The organism is Candidatus Diapherotrites archaeon, assembly GCA_030688545.1.
In the GTDB taxonomy this organism is placed as follows: Archaea; Iainarchaeota; Iainarchaeia; order Iainarchaeales; family VGJJ01; genus VGJJ01.
On the sequence record JAUYHT010000008.1, the window covers coordinates 1 to 23,365 of the forward strand.

Annotated in this window: 24 protein-coding genes; 12 read left to right on the forward strand and 12 right to left on the reverse strand. The window is 44.7% G+C overall.

Going from position 1 to position 23,365, the window contains the following annotated elements; translation table 11 throughout:
• Positions 1–180: 180 nt before the first annotated feature.
• Positions 181–450 (forward strand): hypothetical protein, encoded by a 270-nt coding sequence (locus Q8P05_05430; protein ID MDP2666910.1) that lies wholly within the window; start codon positions 181–183, stop codon positions 448–450.
• A 68-nt stretch (positions 451–518) separates the two neighbouring features.
• On the opposite strand, the gene Q8P05_05435 is transcribed toward Q8P05_05430, so the two are convergent.
• Positions 519–2,711 carry a DEAD/DEAH box helicase family protein gene (locus Q8P05_05435; GenBank protein ID MDP2666911.1) on the reverse strand — a complete coding sequence of 731 codons (2,193 nt, stop codon included), beginning with the start codon at positions 2,709–2,711 and terminating at the stop codon, positions 519–521.
• Positions 2,698–4,482: a site-specific DNA-methyltransferase gene (locus tag Q8P05_05440; protein ID MDP2666912.1), complete on the reverse strand. Its 1,785-nt coding sequence runs from the start codon at positions 4,480–4,482 to the stop codon at positions 2,698–2,700. Before Q8P05_05440 ends, Q8P05_05435 begins: the two co-directional genes overlap by 14 nt.
• Positions 4,483–4,630: 148 nt before the next feature.
• On the opposite strand from Q8P05_05440, the gene Q8P05_05445 reads away from it, so the two are divergent.
• Complete coding sequence (locus Q8P05_05445) at positions 4,631–5,614, forward strand: CAP domain-containing protein (protein ID MDP2666913.1); 984 nt, start codon at positions 4,631–4,633, stop codon at positions 5,612–5,614.
• 5 nt (positions 5,615–5,619) lie between these two features.
• Here the strand turns inward: Q8P05_05445 and Q8P05_05450 are convergent, their stop codons facing one another.
• The 4 genes from Q8P05_05450 to Q8P05_05465 are packed head-to-tail and all read right to left on the reverse strand — an operon-like array spanning position 5,620 to position 8,278.
• Positions 5,620–6,132 carry a hypothetical protein gene (locus Q8P05_05450; GenBank protein ID MDP2666914.1) on the reverse strand — a complete coding sequence of 171 codons (513 nt, stop codon included), beginning with the start codon at positions 6,130–6,132 and terminating at the stop codon, positions 5,620–5,622.
• An 18-nt stretch (positions 6,133–6,150) separates the two neighbouring features.
• Positions 6,151–6,681, reverse strand: coding sequence for a hypothetical protein (locus Q8P05_05455; protein ID MDP2666915.1), 531 nt, complete (start codon positions 6,679–6,681; stop codon positions 6,151–6,153).
• Positions 6,678–7,871, reverse strand: coding sequence for a thioredoxin domain-containing protein (locus Q8P05_05460; GenBank protein MDP2666916.1), 1,194 nt, complete (start codon positions 7,869–7,871; stop codon positions 6,678–6,680). The genes Q8P05_05455 and Q8P05_05460 overlap by 4 nt, the downstream gene beginning before the upstream one ends.
• On the reverse strand, positions 7,868–8,278 hold the full coding sequence (locus Q8P05_05465) for a hypothetical protein (GenBank protein ID MDP2666917.1): 411 nt from the start codon (positions 8,276–8,278) through the stop codon (positions 7,868–7,870). Before Q8P05_05465 ends, Q8P05_05460 begins: the two co-directional genes overlap by 4 nt.
• A 126-nt stretch (positions 8,279–8,404) precedes the next feature.
• On the opposite strand from Q8P05_05465, the gene Q8P05_05470 reads away from it, so the two are divergent.
• Both Q8P05_05470 and Q8P05_05475 read left to right on the forward strand, forming a co-directional pair.
• Positions 8,405–8,608, forward strand: a complete 204-nt coding sequence (locus tag Q8P05_05470) for a hypothetical protein (protein MDP2666918.1) — start codon at positions 8,405–8,407, stop codon at positions 8,606–8,608.
• A gap of 221 nt (positions 8,609–8,829) precedes the next feature.
• Positions 8,830–9,339 carry an SET domain-containing protein-lysine N-methyltransferase gene (locus tag Q8P05_05475; protein MDP2666919.1) on the forward strand — a complete coding sequence of 170 codons (510 nt, stop codon included), beginning with the start codon at positions 8,830–8,832 and terminating at the stop codon, positions 9,337–9,339.
• 130 nt (positions 9,340–9,469) lie between these two features.
• Here Q8P05_05475 and Q8P05_05480 read toward each other — a convergent pair whose 3' ends face one another.
• The 3 genes from Q8P05_05480 to Q8P05_05490 all read right to left on the reverse strand — a co-directional run bounded on the left by Q8P05_05480 (position 9,470) and on the right by Q8P05_05490 (position 11,339).
• Positions 9,470–10,168: a hypothetical protein gene (locus Q8P05_05480; protein ID MDP2666920.1), complete on the reverse strand. Its 699-nt coding sequence runs from the start codon at positions 10,166–10,168 to the stop codon at positions 9,470–9,472.
• A 576-nt stretch (positions 10,169–10,744) separates the two neighbouring features.
• Positions 10,745–11,137: a PIN domain-containing protein gene (locus Q8P05_05485; protein ID MDP2666921.1), complete on the reverse strand. Its 393-nt coding sequence runs from the start codon at positions 11,135–11,137 to the stop codon at positions 10,745–10,747.
• A complete protein-coding gene (locus tag Q8P05_05490; GenBank protein ID MDP2666922.1) occupies positions 11,121–11,339 on the reverse strand; it encodes a hypothetical protein in 219 nt (72 codons plus the stop codon). The genes Q8P05_05485 and Q8P05_05490 overlap by 17 nt, the downstream gene beginning before the upstream one ends.
• 148 nt (positions 11,340–11,487) lie before the next feature.
• Here Q8P05_05490 and Q8P05_05495 point away from each other — a divergent pair, with 148 nt between their 5' ends.
• Complete coding sequence (locus Q8P05_05495; GenBank protein ID MDP2666923.1) at positions 11,488–12,081, forward strand: HD domain-containing protein; 594 nt, start codon at positions 11,488–11,490, stop codon at positions 12,079–12,081.
• A gap of 81 nt (positions 12,082–12,162) precedes the next feature.
• On the opposite strand, the gene Q8P05_05500 is transcribed toward Q8P05_05495, so the two are convergent.
• Together Q8P05_05500 and Q8P05_05505 are read right to left on the reverse strand one after the other, a co-directional pair.
• On the reverse strand, positions 12,163–13,257 hold the full coding sequence (locus tag Q8P05_05500; GenBank protein MDP2666924.1) for an arginase family protein: 1,095 nt from the start codon (positions 13,255–13,257) through the stop codon (positions 12,163–12,165).
• 4 nt (positions 13,258–13,261) lie between these two features.
• The gene (locus Q8P05_05505) at positions 13,262–14,473 is read right to left on the reverse strand and encodes an NAD(P)/FAD-dependent oxidoreductase (protein MDP2666925.1); all 1,212 of its coding nucleotides are present in this window, start codon (positions 14,471–14,473) and stop codon (positions 13,262–13,264) included.
• A 121-nt stretch (positions 14,474–14,594) separates the two neighbouring features.
• On the opposite strand from Q8P05_05505, the gene Q8P05_05510 reads away from it, so the two are divergent.
• The 4 genes from Q8P05_05510 (at position 14,595) to Q8P05_05525 (ending at position 17,830) form a co-directional block, all read left to right on the forward strand.
• A complete protein-coding gene (locus tag Q8P05_05510) occupies positions 14,595–15,317 on the forward strand; it encodes a 50S ribosomal protein L16 (GenBank protein MDP2666926.1) in 723 nt (240 codons plus the stop codon).
• Positions 15,318–15,368: 51 nt separating this feature from the next.
• A complete protein-coding gene (gene dph2 / locus Q8P05_05515) occupies positions 15,369–16,385 on the forward strand; it encodes a diphthamide biosynthesis enzyme Dph2 (GenBank protein ID MDP2666927.1) in 1,017 nt (338 codons plus the stop codon).
• On the forward strand, positions 16,351–17,082 hold the full coding sequence (locus Q8P05_05520; protein MDP2666928.1) for a hypothetical protein: 732 nt from the start codon (positions 16,351–16,353) through the stop codon (positions 17,080–17,082). Before dph2 ends, Q8P05_05520 begins: the two co-directional genes overlap by 35 nt.
• A gap of 139 nt (positions 17,083–17,221) precedes the next feature.
• A complete protein-coding gene (locus Q8P05_05525) occupies positions 17,222–17,830 on the forward strand; it encodes a hypothetical protein (GenBank protein MDP2666929.1) in 609 nt (202 codons plus the stop codon).
• A 5-nt stretch (positions 17,831–17,835) separates the two neighbouring features.
• On the opposite strand, the gene Q8P05_05530 is transcribed toward Q8P05_05525, so the two are convergent.
• Positions 17,836–18,663: a hypothetical protein gene (locus Q8P05_05530; GenBank protein MDP2666930.1), complete on the reverse strand. Its 828-nt coding sequence runs from the start codon at positions 18,661–18,663 to the stop codon at positions 17,836–17,838.
• Positions 18,664–18,757: 94 nt separating this feature from the next.
• Here Q8P05_05530 and Q8P05_05535 point away from each other — a divergent pair, with 94 nt between their 5' ends.
• The 3 genes from Q8P05_05535 to truD are packed head-to-tail and all read left to right on the forward strand — an operon-like array spanning position 18,758 to position 23,222.
• Positions 18,758–21,514 (forward strand): LAGLIDADG family homing endonuclease, encoded by a 2,757-nt coding sequence (locus Q8P05_05535; GenBank protein ID MDP2666931.1) that lies wholly within the window; start codon positions 18,758–18,760, stop codon positions 21,512–21,514.
• A gap of 9 nt (positions 21,515–21,523) precedes the next feature.
• Positions 21,524–21,955, forward strand: a complete 432-nt coding sequence (locus tag Q8P05_05540) for a GNAT family N-acetyltransferase (GenBank protein ID MDP2666932.1) — start codon at positions 21,524–21,526, stop codon at positions 21,953–21,955.
• A 22-nt stretch (positions 21,956–21,977) separates the two neighbouring features.
• On the forward strand, positions 21,978–23,222 hold the full coding sequence (gene truD, locus Q8P05_05545; GenBank protein ID MDP2666933.1) for a tRNA pseudouridine(13) synthase TruD: 1,245 nt from the start codon (positions 21,978–21,980) through the stop codon (positions 23,220–23,222).
• Positions 23,223–23,365 lie beyond the last annotated feature (143 nt).

A 23,365-nucleotide genomic window follows, 5' to 3' on the forward strand; every position in this document is an offset into this window, starting at 1 on the left:
ATGACACCGAATGGCACAATGACCTCAATAAACGCATTCGAACTCTAGAGGCGTGGGTTAAAACGCAGAAAGGACAAATCGTAATCATGGCAGCCGTCGAATCAATTGTCTTGAGCGCGGCGGTTAGCTACTTTCTATGACTATCACACTCTACAACACAGTGGAGAGGGGGAATCTTCTATGGAAGACCGAATTAGTATAATGCTGGCCGGACTTTTTGGTGGAGCTATTGCTGGTTTCAGCTGTGCCGCAAAAAATGTTGGTCCAGGAGAAGTTTTCGACTGGCGAAAGTTTTTGCCCGCAATGGTATGGGGCGCTTTCCTCGGACTAATTGCTGCCGGTGCCGGATTAAACACGAACGAACTCGAAACAACGGGATTCTCATTCGTGGCATATACGTTCCTAAATAACATATACAAGGGTATCAAATCCTGGCTTGAAAGACGGTAAAACTTTTCTAATTCCAGGATTAGGGCATTCTACAACAGGAATGACCCTTTCCTGATATTTTTCAGTTATCATCTGAAGGAAAGAAAGTCCCACTTCTCTCCAAGATTTTTTTCATTGAATTCATAATTCTTGCCACCATTGTAGCGGCAGCTTCCATCTTTGAATACAACAATGCCACCATATAGCTTCTTTGAATGCTTTGTATTCTGAGTATCAATATACTTTCGCAGCGCTTCTGCTTTTTCTTTGGCATCTTCTGCAGTGCGACCGCCTTTAGTATCAAATAAACCTATTCGACCATCTTTCATCTGCACAATAAAGTCAACGTAGAAGGAGCGCTCAATGCCCTTAATGTCAGCGTAGGGTATCGCAAAATATTTTATCCCGTTATCTCCGTTTTTGTACCACCATTTAACTTTATTATTATGATCTTCCAGTAGCCCAATAAAATCCTCTTCGGGTTTTGATTCTTTCCCAGCATAGAATGGTTTCATAATAGATTTGTTCATTGGTTTTTCTTTGAACTTGCTCGTATAACTGATCAGTAACGGAACGTTCCAAACGAAATGTTTTTTCTCTTTCTTATCCATGACTTTTTCAACGACTTCAAGCCAATATTTTTCTTTTGCTTTGTTCAGTTGGTCGATAAAAGTTGGGTTATTTTCTTTGCTTAGGATAATCCTCTGCGCAGTTGTATAGTCCAGTATATTGAGTTTATTCTCAAAAAATTTGTATAGCGATGTCTTGATTACACGCATTGAGTCAGCCGGAGCGAAAGGGGAAGCTATCAACTTAAGGAATGAGTCAAAGCGTTCTTGTAGCTCACGCTCAGAAATTGCAATTTCTAATTCGCCACCGTGTTTAACATCCTGAACTTTATCTAATTTTTCAATTTTCCCATCTACTAATATCTCGTTTACCAAGGCAGTTGGTTTCATATTTAACTTTTTGCTCAATCTATCCTCATTTACAGTATCTTGAAATATACGGGTAAATTCTCCAGAAAGTCGTGTTTTTTCGCGGGCTCTCTTCAAATAAACTGATTGTAGATCAACTGGGTTATACAAATCAGTCCTTCGTTTTGCTTCTAACACAGTAATGTAATCTTTCGCAATACCCTCAGCTATTTTTATCTCAGATAAATTAGTGAATACATACCCTTTATTCAGACCCTCGCTTTCATAATGGCGCGCTTCAGGCATACGCATGATACGACCAATCGTCTGAATCGAAAAAGTAATACTTTTCCAGTCACGAAATAGGATAAGAATTGCTGCTCTTGGACAATCCCATCCGAGCGCAATAGCTTGTTTGAATATCATTACCTCAGTTTCATTTTCATTCTTTTCAATGTTCTCTAAATTTATCTTATTGTCCTTTTCGGAAAGATATATAGCGAGTTTTCGGTTTTCGGTTGTTATTCCTTGATTTCGAAGAATTGCAATAACATCATCCTTCTTGTCATTTGATCCTTGCCGGCTATCCGGAATTTGAATTAAGATCAATGGGTTAACTGCTGAACCTTCACTTCTATATTGCTTCACTAACTCGGCCTGTTTTTCTAAAGCACACTGAATGACAAACTCATCTGCACTTTTCATGCCGACTTTTTTCTGATCTATTTCAGGATTTATCTGTACTTCATTTTTTATCATGCCTTCTTCTTTGACATCTTGAAAATCAACTTCAACTTTGGCATTGATATTTGTTATCTGGGGGGTAGCAGAAACTTCTATTGTAACTTTTGGATTAATTAGCTCAATTACTTCTAAAGATTTTGGCGCTTTAGCGCTATGATGACTTTCATCAATAACCAATAAAATATCTCGACCGTTTTCTTTTGTATTTTCCACAATTTTCGATAAATTATTGTCATACTCATTTTCTCTTATGTAAATATTATCCGCTTTATTGATACTTTGCCAATTGAAAAATAGGATCTCATTTCTTCCGATCATTCGATCTTCAAGATCTTCGAAATCGGAGCACTTTAATATGCGAGTGTCTTCAAAATAACGCTCGAGTTTGTCCTTGCTTTGGTTATGTAATTGGTTAACTGAAATCCAAATGAATGCTAAATCTTTCTTTTTCTCTTTTGAAACTGCCAAGCGTTTCAAGAACTCCGCCATCATTATTGTCTTTCCCGATCCAGTAGGAGCATCAAACACGCAAATTTTGCTCTCAGTGTAGTTGAGTAAGTCACTCACTTCGGCGAAAAGCTTCTTAACAGCTTTTTCTTGATAATCCTTAAGAGTAATCATATTTGAATATTCTCCTATAAACATGCAAAATTACTTCAGGAATTGGCCGTAGTTTCACGCGAGACTTTATTGACTTGAATTCGCTTTCTGGTACGGAATCGTCAAACGAAAACACGTAAACATTAAACTTTCCGGGAATTTTTTGAACCTCCTTTACAAAATCGCCAATTTTCTCTTCATCGAAAATAATTCCCATGAATGTTTTGGGGCTCTTGAAAATTTTGAATCCGTCTTTTTCAAGAACTGGCGAAAAAGAGTTCTCCTTTAAACAAAGCATTTCGGTTGACTTTTCTACTATTTTACGCTTATTAGCATCAGTTGGCGAAGAATCAACAAAATCAGTTTTGAAATATTTTAGATTTCCGCCTAAGCCATTTATCTTTGAGCCCTTTAAGTTAGTATAACCTTTAATGGCTTTTTTCATCCTCGGTAAACAAACATCTGTGCAAATATTGCTCTCATTGTTAGTGCAAAGAATGAATTTTCTATTTCCACCATCTTGTTTATTCAACTCTAAAACGGCGTGACCGGTTGTTCCAGAGCCAGCAAAAAAATCAAGAATGAGGGGGGACTTTTTTGCAGTGTTTTTCAGCAAATATTCAATCAATATCGTTGGCTTAGGGTAATTAAAAATCGCTTTGCCCCCATCTTCACCAAATATATCTCTTATTTCTCGAGTTCCATCTTGTGTGTAAAACATGTTATAGAGAACAGAGCGCATTATCTTTGTCCTTTCTTTGCCAAACGCGTTCAAGAATTGCTTGACCATCGGACGATAGTAGTAGCCACGTTGATCCTTTTCTTTCTTGCAATTTATTTTATGCCAAACAATGGTTTTATTCTCAAATTCTTCTTTGGCCCTACTTTCACTAAATCTCCATTGATATCTCCCACCTTTTGGCCTAATCTCTTTTCCGTCAGGATCTTTTATGGGGTAATACATCGTGCGAATTGGAGTCGGAATGGACTGTTCTAAATCCTTGAGTTTATACACCCCGCGAGAATCGTTATCTGGATTTTTGTAAGATTTTAATTCATCTTCGGTAAGTGCCTCTTCGAACCGTTGAATAAACTGAATGTTTTTAGCATACACCAAAACGTATTCGTGGTCTACTACAAACGCTTCTTTCTTCAGGACTTCCTCTGTCGGTTTATTTGGATTTTGCTTACCGCCGCCACCAGCCTTATTTTTCCAAATCAACATCCCGACATAGTTTTCTGCATTAAATACATCATCACACAATAGCTTAAGCTGCGCTTGCTCGGCGTCATTTATAGAAATAAACATCACGCCATCTTTTTTGAGCAAATTTTTTGCTAATCGCAATCTTTTGCTCATGAAGGAAAGCCATTTACTATGGCGGTAGGAATCTTCATCATCAACAATTTTGTTATTGTAGATGAACTTATCGCCAGTTCCGCTATTGTATGGCGGATCAATATAGATAATATCAACCGACTCGCTATGCGTAAAATTCAGAACAGCTAAGGCATGATAGTTATCACCTTCAATCAGGACATTGCTCTCAATTGCTTGATTAGTAACAACATCATTACTGAGAATTGACTTCAAAACTGGGAATTTGTGGTTCGCGTCGGTAAAAGTTTCCTTAGTTTTTATTCCGTCCCAGTTGATGTAATAGTCAAATTTTTCTTTTATTTTATCCTGTTCCCAGACTAATCCATAGGTTTTTTGTTTCCGCAGCGCTTCAATTTCCTTTACTAAGTCTTCTCTTGTCCAACCGTTATAATCCCCATTTTTTCCACCCATACCCATAGTGCAGTATTTTCGGGTATTTTAATGATTCGAAAGAAGCCAACGTTTTGAGACGTTTACAAAAGATGACTTTATTTAGCGCAAAATTTACTCCAAAAACGATGACCAATTTATATATACCCCACTACTAAAATCTTCTCAAATGACATCAAACCTCAAAGATGACATAATGAATTGGCTAACGGACCGGGACTATAATCACAAATTACGTGGGATGAAGTTGCTGCAGGATCTGACAATAGCTGTCGTTCTCCTGATTTTATTCTTTGCAATTTTCCCATTTGCCGCTCAATTAAACCAAGACCCAGTAATCTTCTTCAGAATTGGGGCAGTAATTTTATTGGCAATATTATTCTTTTCTCTTAAATTTTTTCATAAGTCCTACCGCAATGCAGCTTATGGATTCAAAGGAGCACCAAATTTTGTAAAGGTGTTGCTCCTAATCTTCGTGCTACTTGGGGCACTCTATCTATTCCAAAATCAAAAAATAGTTGGCGGAATATTTAATGAAAAAAACAAAGATGAATTAATTGACAAACTAAATCCAATCTATTTTTCGAATACAATAACTGCCAAGAACAACTCATCCTCATTAGTTAGTACATCAGATAGCCATCCAGGATTAGCTGAATATGTTGGTGGAACTATCAGCACAGCTCAAGAGGTACAGCAAGAGTTATTTCCACCACCCAATATCGATGAAATTGAAAAGATAGTCTTTGAAAAAACAAACGCATTGAGGGGCAAAAAGCTCATTTGGAGCCCTAAACTGGCACAAATGGCCCGAGCGCATAGCCAGGATATGGCACAAAGAAAATACTTTGCCCACGATTCTCCCGAAGGATTGAGCCCATCTGATCGAGCCAAAAAGATTGGACTTAGTGAATATGGAATAGCAGAAAATATCGCTCAAGCACAGTACGGAAGCCTCTACTGCGGAGACAACCCCGTTATGACCGTTTCAAACGATGAAGATGTGGCCACGTGCGCAGTAAATGCATGGATAAAAAGCCCAGGCCATTACGCTAACATGATCGATCCCGAATTTGTTGAAATTGGGGTCGGAGTCGCATACGATGGAGAAGAGTTCTATCTAACTCAAAACTTTAGAGTACCTTACGACTGAATTTATCACAAAAATCCACTTCTTTTTAGCTGATCGCGCGCTGGATTCTTCGGATGATTCATAAATATATTCTCTAACTGAAAGAAAGCATTTTTTCCATTTTCAACCACTTCGCGCGCAAGCGTACGAACACGCTCATCAATTTCTTTTTGAGTCTTGTATTTATCCCACCAACTATTCTCACGATCAAAAAGAAGATTGTACTCTCCATGAATTTCGTGGGCCATTACATTCCTATCATTTTTGAACACAATTATGCTCTCATTCAACGTATCAGGGATATCTCCTTTTTGATGAAGGAAATTCAAATGCTCTTTACCACTAACTGGCTTCCCACTTGGATGTTGTGTTTTACGCTCTCCATATAGGGCCGACATGTAGAGTAGATTGTTGTCGATAAAAGCATCAGCGATTGCAGCAGCCTCAACAAAATAGCCTTTCTCTAATGGATCATCAATTTGATCCGAGTTTGTAGCAAGGCCATACGCTTTTGGTGGGTGAAATATTACTTTGCGCATATGAAATACACAATCGAATTATGCAGGAATTACGACATCTCTTCCAGTTGCCGGGCCGCATTCTTCGCTTGTTTGAGCATTATCTCCAGTGACAATAAACTTCACGTCGCCCCCACCCCAATAGCTTTCTTCATGCCAGTCAAATGTTTTTTCTACCGTTGAATGCGCAGTAATTGTCCCAACCGGATAAATCTTTGAAGTTCCGTAATGCCATTTTATTTCCTGACTAACCTTTTCCATATCCGTCTTGATTGTCACAACCACATTTTGTATATCTGCATCATTTGAATTTTTGAAAAGCATTTTGATTGTATAGCTGTGCTTGATTTGACCATAACCGGACTGCTCTTCTGTTCCATTTACAGAGTCTGATGGAAAAATGCATTCAAGAATTGGAAGCGATGGTTCATTTTTTGGAATAGGATTGTTATCTTCAATTTGTTGCACTGTTTGCTGGGGGGCTTGCTGAGGAATATTTTCCTGGACTGTTGAATTAACACATCCAACTGAGAGAATCACTAAAAAGAGTGCTCCCAAAAGCAATTTCATTCGGAAACACCATTGATCGCTTCTTCAAAATAGGGATATTGATATGCCCCTACGATGAACTTTGTTCCTTTAGTTCCTCGAATAAAGAATGAAGGTGTTCCTTCAACTCCTGCATCGATTCCAACATCGTAATCGGCAGATATTACATCATCGTATTTTCTGCTTTCATAGCAGGTAGAAAACTGCCCCTGATCCAATCCCAATGATTCTGCCAAGGAGTAGAATTTTGCTTGGTTAAATGTCGGATAATTTTTGTATAAGAGGTCATGCATTTCCCAGAATTTTCCCTGTTCAGCTGCGCATTCAGCCGCATTTGCAGCTATTACTGCATTGTCATGAAAGCTCAAAGGAAAATGGGCAAATGCGAATCTTGCCTTTCCCGTGTCGATATACGTGGATTTAATTTTTGGCCAGGTATTCGAGTAAAAGTTATTGTTGAACGTATCGTCAAAATCGCCAAACTGCACAATCCACATCTGAGCATTTTCGTTCCCGATCCAATGGCCCGAGATGGATTTTATATTCAAAACTTGGTCTTCGACAATAATTTGGTTCTCATTTGTTTCTCGCTTTTCGGTTTCAGCAATTTGCTTATCAATCGCGTTGATGATCGCATCATACGCATTGATGAGTGTTAAAACGCCTAATTCGGTTCGATGTTGAATTTTATCCGCTATCTCTTTAGCGGTCACAAAATTACCCCTATTCTCTTTCATCTCGGCAATATAGTTTTCCTTGTCTTCTTGAGAAAAACTAAGACTCGTATACTTTTCATTCAGAGAAATTTTTAGATCCTGTTCAATTCCGATAAAGAAGTAATCGAGGGAGCGGTAATAGGTGTTCATGTCGGCCTTTAGCGATTGGTCATAGAAGGGGGCATTCGTTACTTTCGCTAATTGTATTTCAGCCTCCCGGAAGCCGTTTTTTACTCTTGGAAGGAGATCAAGAGCATCCGAATAGTCACCCTGCTCATACTTGCCGATTAAGCGTCCAAACTCATAATTAGCATTTTCCTCATAGGCTACCGCAGTTCCATAATCCTTAAACGATTGTAAGAGTGCCGTATTTTGAGCTTCGACATCTTTCAGATCTGAAGAAGCAGAAAAATATTGATAGGCGAAAATGGCTGCAACGATGACCAAAATTCCAATGGCTGCCAAATAGAGTACCTTTGATTCTTGACCTTTCATTTCTTGTCCCCCTTTACACCTATTTTATAATCACCGGCATATTTTTTTCCAAAAAAATACATGCCTCCAATTAGAACTACTCCAATAAGACTCCAAACAAAAAAGCCGGAGAGGGCAACTAAAGCGGCCTCACCCCAGCGCTGTTGAGCACCCAGCCAATAGTTCAACTTAAACAGCAAAACAAGGGCAATGATTGAGAAGGCGAGTAAAAGGACCTTTTCAACAATCCAAAGCATGTCCGGAGAAAGCTCAATGTACCCCGAATATTTTACAAGCCCGAGCAAGACGGAGTATACAGCAAAGGCAATAATCACAGGGATGTATGTCCAAAGAAATGGATGGCTGAACCTCTCCATATCGGCCTTCGCATATGCGGGGCCTTTACCGAATAAGCTGTTCAGATTCATTTTTTGTTATCCTTCCAAAATCGTACATAATGGGCATATTTAAGGATTGGTTCTGGCCGCTAAGTCTTTACGGCGATGTCGCGGGACCGATCAAAGGTATATAAAGAAATGAGCTGGAAGCATGTTATGAGCATAGTAGAAAAGGTGGCTATCATCGTTATTGCAGGGTTGGCCTTCTGGGGCATTTCCGGCTTTGCAAAAGATTTCTTGATAGATAGTGGGTGGAAAGCATCCGATGCTTCATTTCCCGCCCTGCTAATTGCATTGGGCTTTCTAATTGTGGTTGGTGGCGGAACGCACCTTGTTCTAAATTTATTTGGAAATAAGTGACTTTTCTGTATTCATCGAACTCAAAAGAGGCAGTCTTAAATCTTTAGCGCACGTAAAAGTCTATACAAAAGTCCAGAAAAGAAAACGCTCTTCAACACGAAGTTCTAATCACGGCCCCCGCTTATAACTTACAGTTGAAACGCGGTTTTGCAGACCTGTTGAAATTTTTGATTTGTTTTCAGTATGGGAACGGTTTTATTCTTGAGGCGTTCATTTTGATTATGGTTTTACTCGCTTCTTATCGTTCGCCAAAAGTACGAGTTTTAAATTCAAGTAACATTGATAAAAAGGGTATTTTTGCAATTGCGAACATTTCAGAAGGGGAAACTGTTTTTGTAAAAGCTGGACATATCGTTGATAATCAAACAGCTAAAGAATTAGAAAATAAGTTAGGAGAATACTGTCTTCAAATATCTGATAATCTAAATCTTTGCCCAACCACAAAAAAGGAAGTAAAAGAAACTGCTATCTTTGTCAACCATTCATGCGACCCCAACATTGGACCACGCGGACAAATTGTTTTCATTGCCATACGCAACATTAAAGCCGGTGAAGAACTGTGCTATGACTACGCCATGACAACAGCACGACAATACAATCTGAAATGCGAATGTGGAACACGAGTATGTAGAAAAAAGATAACTGGAGAGGATTGGAAAATTAAATCACTCCAAAAAAGATACAAAAATCATTTTTCAGACTTTATTCTTCAAAAAATAAAAAAGCAATAAACTAACGACTCACCAAAAAGAGTTAAATACTTTGAATAACACTTTACTTAAGTCCAGAAAGCACCGCGCTTCAACGCGGAGTTATAGGAACGGCCCCCGCATAAAGCTCTATGTTGAAACACGGTGGAAATCATTCGAACGCTGGAAGAGAAGATAAGGGTCGGGAAGTATCCCCATAGTAATCTTCCCAATTGATCATGGCTTGCTTTAGGGTGTCCTTATTTTGCATCTCAGGAGGGATTACCAATTCAAAAGAGGCAGTGAATGGGATGTCAACTGTTTTTGAATAACTACATTCTTTTGCTGGATATTTTGTTGCGCATGAGGGTTTTTTTAGGAGATAAAAAATTTTAGTTACACGAGCTGAAAAATTTCCACTCACTACTCCATTTGAATAGTCTGAAAAAGAAATACTATTTGAAGCGAGCGTATTGGAAGAATTGGTTCGATCAATGGTGATCCGCGTTTGTGCAAAATAATCCCCATCCTTAAAAGTGGGTAATTCAATAATCAAATCCGCTACATTCAGGGATTGGTTAATTTGCTTAACTGAAAATGGGAACATTTCTTGTGGATTCAGAATAAATGTCAAACCGCCCTTATTTTCTCCATCCGCATAGGAATAGTTTAACACCAATGTTTCATCTATTGCATTAAATGTAAAATTCGGGGCAGTATTTTGTGGAGTAAAAGAAAAATGAATTTCATTATTTGAAGGAATAGTGTTGAACAAAGAAACCGCTATACTCACTACCACAATGAACAAAACTAATGCCCCCATTTCGAAAATTCTGTTAGACACCATACTATTCTTTGGGGATAATCTCATGATTTTTGAACAATATGAAACTATTTAAAGGTTGGTTACGGCCGATAACAAGATGCAAATAGAGGCAGTATTAAATCTTTAGCCAAAATAAAAATCTATACAAAAGTCCAGAAAAAAAACGCTCTTCAACACGAAGTTGCAGGAAAGGCCCCCGCTTGTTTTACTATTGAATGTCGACAATGCCCAAAACCCTGAGAAATTTAGTCAAGGTCGGATTCCAGGCCCTTTCAAAAGGGCTACGGCGTCGTGCTAAATGTATACAAGAATAGAACTAGATTAAAATAAGCCCAAACATAAGCGATTGCAACGCCAAAAATGCCAATTTGAACGACTTGCAACAGAATCCTTTTGACACGGTTCATAGATATTTCTCCAATTGCTCCAAACTCTTTTCCACGGATACTTACTTGAAATCATTTAAGAAAAGCGATAAATCTGTGTGCTTATCTACCAGTTCTTTTGCCAATTTTTCATCCCGATTGTTTGGAATAAACCACTCATTTTATCAAATTATAATCCTTGTGGTGCAACAGACTATTTGCTATCCCAACGCTTGCAGGCAATGATTCTTTCTTTTCATACATTCACCTTGTACACTTTTGGAAGGGTGCCAAAGTCCGAGTCGGCCGTTACTAATGCGGCATCGGACGCGAGTGCGGATTGGTAAATTATACTATCCACGGTACTCAATTTGTTTTTTACACACCATGTCACGGAATCAACCGCAATATCCTCATCCACCATCACTACAGCGCTATTTTCCCGCATAAAACGCATGGCTTCCCTGACGAAAGATGGGTTATTCAGTCTTCGGCTTAAAATTTTGGCTACTTCATGAAACGAAAGGGTGGATGTGAATATTTTTCCTTCTGGCGAATCGACTAATTGTCCTATCTTCTCCTGGGACTGGAGGAAGTAATCCAACCAGATATTAGAGTCGAAAAACAATCGATTATCGGTCGCGGTCACGTTCAACCCTCAGCTCTTTCAGTATTTCCTTCATTGAAATAGGGTTTTCCGCATCCTCAAATGCCCCATGCATGGATTTTCCCTTCTTCTGAATCAGCTTGTTGATTACCTGGTCATAGGTTTTCACGTGGTACGCCCCCTTGAGTGAGTCAAGGAACTTTTTGGTTTTCTGCTGGATTTGGATCGTTGTGGTTCCATCCATGAAACACCACCCATGACTATAGCACTATAGTATTTAATAATTGTGATGGTAAACCGCCGAGGAAGAAAGAAAAAGAACATCCCGTGCCTATTTTGTGCGCTCCTTTGTCCCGATCGGCTATATAAAGAATGAAAAGCACATACTGCTTGTGAAGCCTTCCAGATTATTTACCGCCATAGGGAAACTTAACACCCTCAAGCATCGCCAGCGCAGAGGATGGGTTGTCCGTGGGGTAAAAGGGGCCGAAAGCGTGGCCGATCATGCGTGGCGGAGCGCGGTCATCGCCCACCTCATCGCGCCCAAGGGATACGATCGCCAAAAAATGCTCCTCATGGCGCTCCTGCACGATACGTCCGATATTTATGGCCCTCATTATATCCCCACAGATTATATTACTAAGGAAAATAAGTTTTCGCAGGAACGCAAGAGTATGAAACGATTTGTCCAGCTCCTCCCTGGAAACGAAGGGGAAAAGTGGCTTGGGCTGTGGGAAGAGATGGAGAACCAATCCTCCAAGGAAGCCAAATTAGTGAAGGACGCGGAGATATTGGACATGCTCTTCCAGGCGTTGGAATACCAGAAAGCAGGGAATTTCAAGAAGGACCTGACAGAGTTCTGGGCGCGAGACATTAAACGATTGACTACTCCCCCTGGAAAGAAATTAGGTTTGGAAATCAGTCGGCAGTGGCCCAAGGCGGCGAAGAAAAGGTTTGATGCCAAAAAATACACGTACCATTATTGATTATTAATATTTTTGATGGGTGTTTTTTACTGATTGGCTTTTTGCTACTGCTGAATGTTAACCCACATAATCTCCTTCTTACTATTTTTTCAGGAACTTTTCCAAATACCACCAGAACAGAATCTTGTACGCCAGCAGGGACGCATGAACCTCGATGAGGGGCGAAAGGACATTTTTACTATTGTATTTCCCGGATGGTTTACGGAGCAAGGGGGCAATTTCGGTGATGTCAAATCCCACGAGAATTGATTTTTGTGTCTTGCATTGCTGGAGGATGGCAAACAAAACCTCCTGCAAACTTTCCATGCGCAAACCAAGAGGGAGGGGAGTCCCCGTGCCGGGAACGAGGGGGGGATCCAGGACATCCATGTCCAGGGAGATATACACGTATTTGGTTTTGATACTTGAGAGGATCATCCCCATTTGGGACGGGGAAATGAGGCCATTCATGATCATGTTGGACGGGGAGAATAGTCCTTTTTTCGGGGCATACGTCGTGTAAAAGGCCAATGGCTGGGTGGCGCAGAAGAAAATGGTTGATTCCCATTTGTTCTCACGGATGAAATCCGCCTCCTCCGAAGAAATGTGGTCGCGAATACCAATGTGGACCATGGGAAATCCTTTCTTGCGCGCATTATGCATCACGGAGGCATGGGAATATTCCTGCGCGTCATAGGCTTCCCGCATATCCAGGTGGGCATCGAAATGGATGATGGTCACATTTTCAGCGCCATGCACCTCATCCAGGGCGTTCAGAACTCCATTAGTGATGGAATGGTCGCCCCCTATTACCATGAGGAGCTTCTCGTCTTTCAAAATCTTTTTGGATATCGTTTGAACACGTTTTACCATTTCCTGGGTTATTTTTTTGATCTCCAGCCACGCCCGTTTCTTCTTGATGGCCTTGGATACGTCGCGCGGACATTCAATGATACCCGCATGATGCACTTTCACTTTTTCAGAGAAATCCGTATGAAAATAAGGGACTTCCGTCTCAATCTGGAAGGACGCATCCAGGAAAGCCTGGGGGCCCAACCAGGCTCCTTTCCCATACGTGCACGTGATATCGCACGCGACCCCCACCATCACCACCTGGGCGTCCGAATAGGTAAAATTGGAATTGAAGTTAGCAAATGTCTTGGATGGCAACCGCTTGAGAGAGGGAGATGGAATCATATCATTACCGCCCCATCCACGCGTTCTTAATAAGCCCGCCCGCCGACACGGGCCTACTCTCCTTTTCAGATGGGAAAAATAAGTGGGATAGGTCCTGCGACAAAGCGGGTTGGGTGTCCGCTCGGCAAAGCAGTCTTTTCCAGATAGGTTTGATGTGCATGAGAGCGCGCGCTCCTTCGGGAGAAGGATGGCGTTGAAGATGGGTCTGAAGACGATGATCATAGGCGGATAAAGATGCCCGAGAAAAATCCGCGCGGGAATAAGCTTCCCAAATGGTTTCCCCCGCCATCCAACTGGAGGTTAATGCATCCCCTATTCCCATCCCTGAGAATGAATGGGCGACCCCCGCCGCATCCCCAATGAGAAGGGCCCGGTTGAACACCCGTGGACGAGAACTCCCACGCAGGGGAATAACCTGTTCCTCCCAACCAGAAGAAAGGGAGTTGGGGGAGGAAGGGTGGGTCCATTCAAATGTACTCATCCATTTCTCCATCCATTCCACCAGATCCACGCGGTGGCGATCCATCCAGACAGGTGAAACGCAGGCGCCCACCGACACCTGGCCTTTTTCCAGGGGAACCATCCAAGTATAACCAGGACCTAATTCCTCATGGAAATGGATGTCTCCTTGTTTCGATTCAGTTGGGGAAGATGAAACAATTTTTTGCACCCCCATCATGGTGTGCCAGGCTGGATTTTCGAGCCCCCCTAATGACCGCGCCACTTCTGAAAAAGCCCCATCGGCCCCCACGACCATATCGCACGTCACGGTGCGGACTTGTCTCGTGGAAAGATCGGCGAGGCGCACCTCCACTTTATCTTGGAGAACATTCACCCCGGTGACCTGCACCGATTCCCTGAATTCACACCCTTTGGTGGCATGTTCGAAAAGGATGTTATCCACCTGCTTCCGTGGGACGGAAGCCATGGCCAAATGAGGCGTAGTCGGCCGGTGGGCCGATTCCCATTCCTTCCCTTCATGGAAGAATGCCAACCCCTCTAACGAGTGGGCTCCCTTTTCAACCACTTTATCCCACACTCCCAATCGGGATAGCACATCCATGGCCTCCGGTAAAAGAAGGGCTGCTTTCCCCGTATCGCGGGGAAAAATGGATTTGTCCACGAGGAGCACGCGCAAACCCTTATCCCCTAGAAGGCGGGCACACGCACTCCCGGATGGTCCGGCTCCGCTCACCACTACATCATAGTCCTGCATATACCCCTCGACTCCCGAAAAGATGTATAAAGGCAATGTGAGGGGACGAATGAAACTAGGCCCGGGGGAAATGGTTTATAAGCATTCTTCAGGGGGTTTGATTTAGAAATAGGTGATTCTCATGGGATTACGACCAGCCCACTGCTATCGTGGCACCGACAAACCCGCCTATACGCGGATCGCCATCAAGGTGCACCACAAAAACTTCATAGGAACCAACCCGGGGCTCCGTACGCGTCAATTCAACATGGGGAACCCCACCAAACCCTACTCCCATATCGTGGATTGGGTGGTGCAGGAACCCCATGTCCAGGTTCGTGACAACGCCATCGAAGCGGTGCGCATGGGATTCAACCGCCAGCTCGTGCACAAAATAGGGAAAGACAACTTCTTCATCCGAGTGAGGGTATACCCATTCCAAATTCTCCGGGAAAACAAGATCGCCCAAGGCGCCGGGGCGGACCGCGTGTCCTCGGGAATGAAACACTCTTTCGGAAAGCCCATCGGACGCGCCGTGCGCCTGCGGAAAAACCAGAAAGTGTTGAGTGTTCTTTGCGACGGCAGCCATGTGACGGTTGTAACCACGGCCCTTAATCGCGCGGCCACCAAATTCAACTGCAAGATGCTCCCCATCGTCCACCAAGACGTGACATCCATCGGCAACCTCCCCAAAAAGACGCGGGAAGAAAAGATCGAAGCCACCGTCACCACCCCTGTTGAGGGGGAAGTGGCGGCCGCGACCCCGGAAGTCGCCTCCAAGACGGGCGGGAAAGCCCCCGTCAAGGGTGTCGAGAAGAAGGATGCTGGGAAGAAGGGCGCGAAGAAAGATGCCAAGAAGAAATAAGGCGCATCATTTTCTTCTATTGCCAATCCACCCATTAGAACGCGTATCCCTATGGACCATTCCCTGCACCTGGATGAGTTGCTCGCCGACGTGACGCAGCGCCAACCCCGGATGGTGCTGCTCCAGATCCCCGAAGGACTGAAGTCGAATGTCATTGATATCGAATCGGCGTTCGCCTCCAAAAACATCCCCACCATCACGGTGCTGGACCCGAGCTTCGGGGCATGCGACATCGCGGATCACAAAGCCAAGCTATTGGGGTGCGATTTGTTGGTGCATTTCGGCCACAGTAAAATGCTCCACGCGGGGATGGATGTCATCTATTGGCCAGTGGAATATCCCTTGGAAGAGGGGATGATCCAGGGGTGCGTGAATGCATTAGGTAAAGATCCATTTTGGTCGACACGCAGGAGGATAGGGATATATGTCACCATCCAATTCCATCGCCATCTTCCTGCCATTAGAAAGGGATTGGAGGACGCAGGATATATAGTTTTTGTTGGGCAAGGGGACTTGAAAGACGGTCAGGTTTTAGGATGCGATGTGTCCGCCCGGAGGGAAATAGAAGATAAAATCGACGCCAACATCTATTTTGGGGATGGATATTTCCATGCGCTCGCTATCGCCTTTTCTTCCAAAAAACCCACGTATCTTTACAATCCATTCACGCGCACGCTTGAAGATCTCCAATCCCACAAGGAAAAATACCTGCGCCAACGCTTTGGGTTACTGGCGCAAGCCCGGGACGCGCAGACGTTTGCCATTATTCTCTGCACCAAACGGGGGCAATTGCGAAAAGCCCTGGCGTTGAAGATGCAACAGATGCTCGCCGAAGCCGGAAAAAAAGGCGTGCTCGTGAGCATGGAGCACGTGAGCCCGGATTCATTATTGGGAATAAAGGTGGATGCCTATGTGAACACGAGCTGCTCCCGCATCGCCACGGACGATTTCCAATCCTATGCCAAACCCATGCTCACCCCCATCGAAGTGGAAATATTGCTCGGGAAGCGGAAGCCCGAGGACTATGTGTTTGATGAAATACGGCATCTGGGGACCAAGGTGGCGTGAACCCCCAAAGCGGGCTATTGTACAAAAGTATAAATACCCCATTCGCGTCGCATCTTCCATGGGGAATGTTCGTCGGGTGCGAAAAGTATTGAAACAAGAGGGGGCGTCTAACTCGTTGCGTTTTAGGGCCGTGCGTCCTCCGGTTTGGCGTCGGGGAAGCTTGCGGTTGCAGCTTAATCATCACAAGGAGTTGCAGGATCTATTAACTCGTTCGACTCAAAATGTAATTAATCACAGGGATAGCATTATTGCTGGTCATATTCCCCCCAAACGGATTAATGATATTTTTAGAAACAAGTCCGGAGGATATGATGTCACCCCTTATACCCTCAGTATGCTCGGGCTGCCTCTTGGCACCACCGCATTAGCGGGAGGTGTTGAAGTAGCTGTTAGAGAACCTAATCCAGTTGGTTTATTTCTTGGTTCCTCTTTGAGTATGATTGGGGCACTTATTCTGAGTGGTGGATTAATAACTTTTTCAGAGACCCGAAAAGCCCGATTATTTAGTGTTTTGAAGAAAAAGATATTTATCAACAATTCCAAAGAACCTTGGACAAAAGCGAAAAGCGAGCGAAACAGAGAAGTGGTGGATGCGGCGATTAATGAGTTGTTGGCTTTGCGGGAAGAGAACATTCACCAAATGATTCAAATTCAGGACCAAATGGCACGGGCGAAGCCGCGTCCCTCTGAAAAATAGAACCGGAAAAATCAAAAAAAATATCGGAATTCATCTGCCCGCTAAAGCAGTAAGGGTTCTCCCGGAAACGACCCTAAACATTCCAGAAACATTGCCTAAGCAGGGAAACCCTTTTTATCCATGCATGGGTGTTCCAGGAATGACCAGATCTCCCCACTCGCGGATATTGCGTTCGATGAATCGGCCCGGCGTCACGTTAAGGATCGCGGTGTTGTACCGAAAGAAAAAGACCCGGAAGGAGATCGCCGCATACCTTTTCGAAAAATACGGGAAAGAATGGGAGATCCGCACGCCAAAGGAGATGGAATGGCTGATCGCCGGCCACCTCATCCGGTTTTCCAGAAAGAATTGGGTGCGCCTGTTTGAAGGGAAGGGAAGAGATGAGATCACGAAAGCGTATGAGGGATGGAAAGCCAAGCGCATGCAGATGAAAAACCCTAATCCGCGAGAGGGGAAATCGCATCAGAAAAAGACGATTGAATCCCGTCCGCGTAAACAAAACGGGCATTTTTCCAAGTCGCGCGAACTGGTCACGCAGATAAAAAACATATTGGAAAAGAAGGATAGGCGCGCCGTGACATACATCCTCTCCCGCCTAACGAATCCGCAGAGGGAGGTCGTGGAACTCGCCATACTCCAGCGACAGGATGTTTTCGATATTGCCGTGCAATTGAATATTGAACCGAGTGTGTTGTTCCACCGACTCCGCTTGGCCCACGCCCGGATTATCACACTGGCGGATTATTGATCCGCTTACTCTTTCCACACACCCTTCTTAGAAATGGATTTGGTGGAGGTGATGAGAGTCCCCTCGAATACGCCATCCGCGAGGGCCTCGGGAATATGGTCCACGTGCTTGCCCCAGATGAGAAAGGTGTCAATCCGGCTGCGCGCCATCACGAGGGCGGCGAGGGGATCCAGGATGAAAGGGGCTTCCGTATCGGCCATCCCCTGAGTGGCCATTCTGGAGAATTGGGCATGGGAAAAGATTTCCTCTGGAATACGAAAATCTGAGAGGAGGATGAGTTTTCCCCCCATTCGTTCGGCGAGCATGGCCGCGCGGGCCTCGGTAGAATAGGGACCACTGCTCCCCACCATGACCGGCAAGGCATCATTTTCCAGCACGCGAAGGGTTTCCTCTAAGTCCTCGCACACGTGGGGGTGGGCTTTGGAGAGTGTGCGCAACACCAAGGAGGAATGAATCCCACTCGAGGCCCGATTGAGATGCTCAATCTCGGAGGATGGAACCCCTAATTGGTGGGCGGTGCGCGCTGCCAATCGTGTTTGGGATGATTCCCCTACTACCAGGGCGACGCGCATCCCTTGCAAACGTAATCTTTCAAGCGTGGCGGACAAGGAATGCAACCAGGCGAGCTGGAATTTATTCCGGCGAAAGATGAGAGACCCTGGCACACATACGACAAGGGCATTCGCCATCGCGGGGGCATCGGGCGGGGGAAGAGACGAGGGTTGGGGAAAGGAGGGGGGAAAATCAGAAGGGATTGGCGGACTGTCTTCGGGCGCACGGGAACCGGAACCATTCTCCTGCTCGGCATCACGGAATAAGTCGAACATATCCATTGGCGACCCGCCCAAAAACGACAGCTGCTACACCGCCCACATGGATGGATGCGCCCTCCTATAAAAACGTGTCGAGCCCCCTCTAATCTACCCCATGCCCAAGGAAACCCTATTAGAGGCCGATTCCGCCGAGCAGGCGGTCTTCAAGAAGAAGCTGAAGGAGCTGTCAAGCTACAAAGGAAGGGGGACAGAACTCATTTCGGTGTACATCCCTCCCGGCACCGACCGGGGGGCGGTGATGAATCAATTGTCCACTGAAATGGGCCAGTCGGGCAACATCAAATCCCCTCAAACCAGGAAGAACGTGCAGACGGCGCTCAAGAAGATATCCAATTTTCTCAAGCAGACGGATTTCAAACTCCCCCCCACAGGACTCGTTTTATTCTGCGGGAATGTGGCAGAAACGGAAGGGCGAACGGATATCCGCCTGTTCACCGTGAAACCGGTGAAGCCCTTGCGGACGCGCCTCTACTGGTGCGATTCCTCGTTTCATTTGGACCCATTGCAGGAGATGATGGTCCCCACGGATTTGTACGCCTTGATCGTGATGGACAAGCGCGAGGCCACTGTGGCCTTGCTGGTGGGAAAACGATATGACATCATCGGGCATTTCACGAGTCACGTGGCCGGAAAATTTAGGGCGGGTGGACAGTGTTTAGACCCGAAAACACTGGTTGTTCTAAACGATGGAAATATTGTCCCAATCTCACGCGTTGAGCTAAATCAAGGAATAAAGAATGCAGACACGGAGACCTTCTTGGTCCAAGACGCTCCTATTATTGACAAATGGAATGTCCAAAAGAGGAAAGTCATGATTATCACTAAATCTCCACGATTTGAGATTGTTTCTTCCCCCGAGCACGTGTTTTTTACCTATGACAAAGAAAACGATTTGGTCATTGAAAAAGAAGCTGCCCTACTGGCTCCAACCGATATTCTGCTGATGCCTGAAAAAATATCAATTAAAGGAATGACCCAAAAATTGAAAACCGAAGTGGAAAATACCTACACCCTTACCCCTGAAGGGTTGAAGAAGCTCATTGCTAAACGAAATGAAAAAGGGCTTTCACAGAAAGAGTTTGGTAAAAACATCGGCATCCATCAAGCCACCATATCCTCGTTGGAACGTGGAATATTTAATCCACGATTAGCGTACTTGAAAAATTACTGCAATAAACTGGACATCCGTTTTGAAGAATTCGTAGCAAAACATACGAAGAAAAAACGCGTACTCCCTGACAGCCTAACGGAAGAAGTGGCCCAGATAGCAGGTTATTTCTTGGGCGACGGACACTATGAAGATGAACGGCTCGGATTCTCGGAACAGCGAAAAGAAGTCGCTGAATATTATGCAGAGAAATGCAGAAATCTTTTCCAGGCCCCCGTTACAATCAAATACCGAGAGAAAAAAGGGTACTATCAAGTCCGCGTAAGCGGAAAATCGGCTGTACGGTATTTCAAAGAGAACGTGTTTACCGCCAAAAATGCATTGGAGACGGAAATCCCTCCTATTATCCTGCGTTCAAAGGATTCAGTCGTAGGAGCATTCCTAAAGGGCCTATTTGACGCGGAAGGATATATCTCTTCCGAGCGCCTGGGCCTCGGAGTTAACAATCCTCTATTGGCTAAACAGGTTCAATTGACCTTGCTTCGATTTGGAATCATTAGTTCCGTCCACGAATATGATTCTAAACAGAACCCTTATTCTGATGAGCATCGTTTTACGGTCGACCTAACTGAAAAAGAATCCCTGGTTCGATTTCTCCATCACATTGGTGGGTTCACGGCTTCAGATAAGCAAGTCAAGCTAATCGAAAAGACAACCAAAACGAGCGAAAAAAGTAATGTACGCCAGCTCTTAGCTGGAGGAAAACTCATTCGAAAACTATTTGAGCAAGAAGGACTCAATACGCAGCATTTCAAAGGGGTCACCAATTTTTTCCGAAATGAACGCGAAATGAGTAAAGAGGTTTTTCGAAGACAAATACTCAATAAAGTAACAAACCCGGTCCTCAAAGAACAGTATCAGAAAATTCTGGATCGACAACTATTGCCCGTTCATATTTCGAGCATCGAAAAAGATCAAATTGAAATTCCCATGATTGACATTTCAGTTGAAAGACCAAACTTTTTTGCCAATGGGTTGCTGGTTCACAATTCCGCTCAACGCTTTGAACGCTTGCGCGAAGAAGCCGCGCAGGATTTTTATCGGAAAGTCTCGGAGAAGGTGAACGCGGCGCTGGAAGGAAAATGGGATAAACTCCGGGGGGTTGTGGTGGGGGGGCCGGGGCAGACCAAGCACCATTTCTTGGAGAAGGGGGAATTGGATTACCGGTTGAAAGAGAAAATACTGGGGACGCTTGACTTATCCTACACGGATGAATCAGGTATACGGGAGATCATCCAGAAGAGCGATGAGCTATTGCGGCACACCGAGATGGTACGGGAAACAAAAGAGGTAGAGCACTTTTTCCAGGAAGTGGTAAAGGATGGGCTCGTGACCTATGGTGAGAAAGAGGTGGAAGCCGCGCTCGAAGCCGGAAAGGTTTCACGGCTGCTGCTGTCTGAAGGGATTACGTGGCGCATCATCAAAGTGGTGTGCACCCATTGTGGGTGGGAAAAAATATTCACGCTCAAGGATATTCATGAAGAGTTCGACGAGAACAAGATAAAATGCGAATCCTGCGGGTCGGGGGTGGAGACGGTGGAAGAAGTGGATTATTTGGACCACTTGCTCGAGAAAGCCCACCTCATGGGGACGGAAACAATAGTGATCAGCACCGAAACCGAAGCGGGGGCGCAATTCTACACCACCTTCGGGGGAATTGGGGCGCTGTTAAGGTACAAATAAGGTGATGGGATGACAATACGACTAGCCACTCTCGCAAATTTGGAAACCATACTCCCCATCATGCGTAAATTAGATGACGAGAACAATCATTATTCCGAAGAGAAGGCAAAGAAGGACATCGAGGATCAGCACATGTATGTTTCGGTGCACCACAAGAAAATTGTTGGAGCGATGGTTGTGGACACCTACATCGGCACATGTGAAATTGTGCGGATTGTTTCAAACCAAAAAGGAAGCGGACGAGAAATGATCGAATATGTGATAGAAAAATGCAAGAAAGAGAAAATTCCTAAAGTATGGTGCTGGAGTTCCTCCCGGCATAACGTGGAGGGGTTTTACGAGAAAATGGGATTTGAAGAAAGATATTTGCTCCGCAAGCAGTGGCATGGAAAGGACTGTTGGCTATTTGGAAAAGTCATTCCGCTGGGCAAAGACCATTAAACTCATTGTTATTTGATTTAGTATGCCCCTCCCCTATCTCACAAAAACCCCTCCCCTGGGCGGGCAATTGAAACGCCGCATCGAGGATTTCATGGTGGAGGAGGTTTTGGAGGATGGAACAATATGCGCCATCGAGCATTTGCATACCATTCCTTTTCCTCGAGTTAACTTGGATATTCCTCCCAATCTGGAACCGCGGACGCATGATCAATTGCATCTCTGGATGGAAAAATTCAATATCGAAACCACCTTCGCCATTCGTCTCCTTTCGCGGGGAACCAGCACTGGGGTCAAGCGCATCGGGTACGCGGGATTGAAGGACAAGCGGGGGATCACGTGCCAACGTATTTCTTTGTGGAAACCGGATGTGGAGAAACTAAAGCGGTTTAATGTGCGGGGGCTATCTTTCCATCATGCGAGTTGGTCGGAAAAACGCATCGAGTTGGGAGACCTGAGAGGCAACCAATTCCGCATTGGGATAAGAGACATTGCATTCTCACCTGAGGAGACTAAAGCGCGCATCGAGGCATTCCAAACCCACCTGGGAAAGGGGCTTCCTAATTATTATGGGGAGCAACGCTTCGGGGGACATAGACAAGTGACGCATGTTGTAGGGAAATTATTGCTGCAAAACAAACTGGAAGAGGCCGTCATGACATATCTGACCAAACCAACGCCGGGGGAGGAAGAGGAGATTGCCGCGGCACGGAAAACCCTTTCTGAAACACATGACTTTTCCCGCGCATTGAAGATGTTTCCCGACAAGTTCCATTTCGAAAAAGCCATGCTGGACCATCTGCACACCAAGCCCAATGATTTCGCGGGAGCCTTCCAGAAGCTGCCGCAGAAAACGCGATACTTATTCACTCACGCCTACCAGAGCCACGTGTTCAATGCCATCATCGCGGAACGATTGACGCGAGGGCTATTTTATCCCATCGAGGGGGATGTACTTGTAGATGGGGTGCCTACGGCGATATTGCCAGGAATCAAAACCACGTTCGCTACTGGTTTAGCGGGAGAGATTGAAAATGATGTGATGACGCAGGAGGGCATCACGCCTGGTTTTTTTGCCCAAGCCAAGATGGGCGAACTCATGAGCTGGGGGATCCGCAAACCCATGATGCTGCGCGTGAATGATTTCCGATTGCTCCAGGTGGGAGAAGATGTTTGGTATCCGGGAAAAAATTTTGCCCGCGTCGCCTTCTCATTAGGAAAAGGGGCGTATGCCACCACGGTGTTACGCGAACTCATGAAAACAGAATGACTTCCTCCCCACTCTAAAGGGTGGGGTATCCAACAAATAAAAAACGTCACCTGCACGCGTGATCGCTCGCCAAACAATGGGCGACGAATGTCGCCGGCCAGTTTCGGCTGACCGCTGCGATTTTGGTCAACCTTTTCCTAAAA